Annotated in this window: 4 protein-coding genes; 1 reads left to right on the forward strand and 3 read right to left on the reverse strand. The window is 62.6% G+C overall.

Annotated elements, in window-relative coordinates:
- Positions 1–109: 109 nt before the first annotated feature.
- The 3 genes from NKJ84_RS32815 to NKJ84_RS32825 are packed head-to-tail and all read right to left on the reverse strand — an operon-like array spanning position 110 to position 3,628.
- Positions 110–1,072: a substrate-binding domain-containing protein gene (locus NKJ84_RS32815; RefSeq protein ID WP_352509973.1), complete on the reverse strand. Its 963-nt coding sequence runs from the start codon at positions 1,070–1,072 to the stop codon at positions 110–112.
- Between the two features lie 22 nt (positions 1,073–1,094).
- On the reverse strand, positions 1,095–2,099 hold the full coding sequence (locus NKJ84_RS32820; protein ID WP_352509974.1) for an ABC transporter permease: 1,005 nt from the start codon (positions 2,097–2,099) through the stop codon (positions 1,095–1,097).
- Positions 2,096–3,628: an ATP-binding cassette domain-containing protein gene (locus NKJ84_RS32825; protein WP_352509975.1), complete on the reverse strand. Its 1,533-nt coding sequence runs from the start codon at positions 3,626–3,628 to the stop codon at positions 2,096–2,098. The genes NKJ84_RS32820 and NKJ84_RS32825 overlap by 4 nt, the downstream gene beginning before the upstream one ends.
- Positions 3,629–3,755: 127 nt before the next feature.
- On the opposite strand from NKJ84_RS32825, the gene NKJ84_RS32830 reads away from it, so the two are divergent.
- A partial coding sequence (locus tag NKJ84_RS32830) for a LysR family transcriptional regulator (protein WP_352509882.1) occupies positions 3,756–4,089 on the forward strand: 334 nt, incomplete at its 3' end.

Raw genomic sequence — 4,089 nt, forward strand, 5'->3', positions numbered from 1 at the left:
AACCAAAAATTTTGGTGCGGTTTGGATAACCGCCCCCGGGGCCCGGGGCGGCCCTGCTTGTTGTCGTGGGGCCCCCCCGGGCAACGCGGGGGGGTCCATTGGGTGGCGGTCAGTTGCTCGGGGGAAAGACGCGGGCGATGACCTTCTTGGCCTCGGGACTGTCAACCTTGTCGGCCGTAACAAGAGGCATGACCAAGGCCAGATCCTGGGTCACCGGCGCGCCCGTCAGTGCGTTGTAGACCTGTTGGGTTCCGTCGATGCCTTGGCCTACTGCCTCCTGGAAGAAGATGCCCTGGAGCGCTCCTTTCTTGAGCAGCGCGATCGTGGTCGGCGAGCCGTCGGCTACGGTGATGCCGATCTTGCCGGTGAGGCCCCGGGTCTCGACCACCTTGGCGGCGCCGGTGCCGGCTTCGTCATACATGCCGTAGATGGCCTTGATGTCGGGATTGGCGGTCAAAAGGTCGTTTGCCTGGGTGACGGCCTCGTTGATTGTTAGACCGCGCGTTTCCAGCATCTGGGCGAGGTCGCAGCCGTCGGCGGCAAACGCCTCCTTGGCGCCCTTGAGGTATTTCTGTGCATTCTCCCGGTCCTGCGGCAGCGACAGCATGCCAACCTTGTTGCCGCCACGCTCCTTGGCAAGCTCGCAGGTGAATTTCCCCTGCGCCTTGCCGGTCTCATAGTTGTTCGCGGTGACCGAGGACGTATAGTTGGTGAGGCCCGGTTGCGGCCCGATGCCGGCAAAGGCGATCGGCACTTTCTGCTTCGCTAGATAGTCGAGCAGCGGCGGTGTCGAGGTCGAGCTGACGGGGCCGATCACGATGGCCGCGACGCCTTTGGTCACGGCGGTCCGCGCATTGTCCATCTGCTTGGCGGGTGAGTTTTCCGAAGTGTACTCGACATAATCCATGCCGAGTTCCTTGGCCTTCTCCTTCACGCCGTACCCGACCCATTGCCAGTAGGAGATGTCCAGCGACGGGGCGATGTAAGCGACGGTCTTTTTGTCCTGTGCGTATGATGCGCTGGACAAGGCGGCCGCCGCCAATGCTGCAAGTAGTATGGTCTTCAACTTCATCTTGGTTCCTCCCGTTGATGATCTAGAGTCGGTTCTTGCTGCTGAAGCGGTCGATCAGAACCGCGAGCAGGATCGCGGCGCCGGTGACGGAGCCTTGCCAGAAGCTGTTCACGCCGATGAGGTTCACGCCGTTCTGGATGCAGGTGATCATCAGAGCGCCCAGCACGGCACCGATCGCGCTGCCGGTTCCGCCAAAGAGGCTGGCCCCGCCAATGACGACGGCGGCGATTGCCTGCAGCATCAGGCTGGCGCCGGCCGTGGCTTCGGCGTTGAGGATGTAGCTTACCGTCAACAGGCCGGCGAAAGAGGCAAGCAGGCCCGAAGCGACATAGGCGGCAAACTTGATGCGCAGAACCGGGATGCCGAGCAGCCGGGCAGCAATTGCCGACGAGCCGACGGCATAGAACCAGCGTCCGAGCACGACCTTTCGCAGGACGTATTCCAGCGCGATCATCAATATGATGCAGAACAGAAGATGGTTGGGGACGCCCGGGATGATCTCGCCCGAATTCAGGAGCCAGAAATCCGGCGCGCCGATCGGCATCGAACGACCATTCGTGACGATGAAGGCCAGACTGCCCGCCACCGCGTAGGTGATGAGCGTGACGACGAAAGGCGCGAGCCCAACGACCGTGACCAGAAGACCATTGATCGAGCCGAAGACAAGGCCGACGGCCAGGCCGGCAGCACTGGCGGTCAGTCCGTCGGCGCCACTGGCCATCGCCAGCGCGGTCACCATACCGGTCAAGGAAAAGACTGAACCGACCGAAAGATCGATGCCGCCGGTGACCACGACCAGCAAAACACCGAGTGACATGATGATGAGGGGCGCGGCGGCCTGGATGATGTTTTGCACATTGCCCATGCTGAGTGCAGCGGGCACGAACATGCCGACGGCCAGCAGCAGGACGACGATTGCGGCGGCAATCGCGCCTTCCGTTCGGTAGGACAAAAGAACTGCTGGGACGCGCGAGTTGGTGGTCCGGAGTTTGTCGGTGGTCGTGGTGCCGTTGCTCGCGTCGGTCATGCCGCCATCCCCGTCAGTTCGGCGAGCCCGTCTTCGGTGTAGTGCTCTTCAGGCAGGAATCCCTTCGGCTGCCCATCGGTGTCAAAGGCGAAAATGGCGTCGCAAAGCTCGAGCAGTTCGACGTTCTCGGTCGACCACCAGATGATGATCGCGCCAGCGTCGGCCATCTCCCGGATCAAACCGTAAATGTCATGCTTGGTGCCGATGTCGACGCCACGCGTCGGCTCTTCCAGCACCACCATCCGGAGCGGCAGCCCAAGCCAGCGTGCGACGAGAAGCTTCTGCTGGTTGCCGCCGGACAACGAGGCCGGCAGGTCCCAGATCGAGCTGGCTTTCAACTTCAGCGCTGAAACGAGATCGTGACATTCCTGCCGCTCGGCTGCGGCCACGATCCGCCGTCTTTCGCGAACCCTGCGTGCTGCAAGCACGTTATCGACGATGGGCAGCTGCGAAAGGATCCCCTTGGTTGCGCGGTCGCCCGAAACAAAGCCGACACCGGCCCGCGCCGCTGCCGCTGGAGACGAGAAGCGGTCCGCAAAACCCTCGCCGGAAAGGCGCCAGCCAGCCCCGGGTCCGGCGCCCACCAGGGGAGCAATGAGGCCGGTCGGGCCTGCGGCCGCGCCGGCCAGTCCCAGGATGGTGCCGGACGAAATCGCTATCCTGACGTCGCCGGGGCCGAGGAGTTCGACTGGTATGCCCTGTCGGAGGTGTTTTTGCGGGTTGCGGTGCCTTGCCGGACGCTGCGCGTGTTGGCCCATCTGCTGGACGATTTCGGCGTCGCTGAGCGATGCAAGCGGCGTGGCATTCGCGATCGTGACGCCATCGCGCAAGATCGTGCAGACATCGCAGAGCGCGCGGATTTCCCGCATACGGTGAGAAACAAAGACGATGCCGATGCCTTCCTCGTGCACCAACCGCTTCAGCACCGAGAAGAGTTTGGCAGTCTCGCCGGCAGTGAGATTGGCCGTGGGCTCGTCGAGAAGCAGCACTTCGGCTCCGGTGGAAAGGGCACGAGCGATCTCGACGATCTGGCCTTCGTGGAGGGACAATTTGCGCGCCGGCAAATCGATGATCTCTTCGCCGATCGCTGGGTCAATCAGCCGCAGCGCTCCGAGCGCGGTTTCGCGCATGCGGCGACGGCTGATCTGCGACCAGCCCGACCCCGCATGCACAATGCCGATGTTTTCCGCGACCGACAGCTCGGGCAATAGCGCCAGCTCCTGATGCACCACCGCGATGATCGGGCTGGTGTGGCCGGCCTTCGACGAGGCGAAGCTAATATCGCCGGCATCGCGTGAGATCAGCCCGGTGATGATGCGGATCAGGGTGCTTTTGCCGGCGCCGTTGCCGCCCAGGAGCGCGTGGATTTCGCCAGGCCGGACCTGAAAACTCACGCCCCGAAGGACCCGTGTTGCGCCGTAGTTCTTCTTGACATTGGAAGCCTCGATCAGGGGCTTCCTGGTCGATGCCTGTCCAACTGCCGGCACATTGCCGGCACTACCCAAGCTTTGGGGTGAACCCGGTTCCATCCTGCATCTCCTCCCGAGACCACAGGATGATGCGACCGATTGACATTAGGCTCAATTCTCGTTTCTTAATATTCTGTGTAGCTGAGCTTAACTGACGAGGACGATGTCAGACATCAAGTTCAATTCGATGACGCATTTCGAGGCGGTCGCGCGGCTCGGCGGCGTGGCAAAGGCCGCGCAGGAATTGCAGGTGACACCTTCGGCGGTCAGCCAGCAGCTGCGGCTGCTCGAACACCAACTCGGGGTCCGGCTTTTTCAGCGCGAAAAGCGCCATCTCTCGCTCACGATCGACGGTGAGCGGCTCTTCCAGACCACCACCCAGGCTTTCGAATCCATACGCGAGGTGCGTAATGCCATCGTGCGGCAGCGCGAAAGCTTCCAGCTTAGCCTGCGCGTCAGTCCTTCCTTCGGCGAGAAATGGCTGGCGCCGCGGTTGGCCGAGTTCAGCAAGGGCTATCCGA

Source organism: Mesorhizobium sp. M0048 (genome assembly GCF_040323405.1).
Lineage (GTDB): Bacteria > Pseudomonadota > Alphaproteobacteria > Rhizobiales > Rhizobiaceae > Mesorhizobium.

Coding starts and splice junctions, on each gene's coding strand:
- NKJ84_RS32815 (WP_352509973.1), bottom strand. CDS start 1,072: ATGAAGTTGAAGACCATACTACTTGCAGCATTGGCGGCGGCCGCCTTG.
- NKJ84_RS32820 (WP_352509974.1), bottom strand. CDS start 2,099: ATGACCGACGCGAGCAACGGCACCACGACCACCGACAAACTCCGGACC.
- NKJ84_RS32825 (WP_352509975.1), bottom strand. CDS start 3,628: ATGGAACCGGGTTCACCCCAAAGCTTGGGTAGTGCCGGCAATGTGCCG.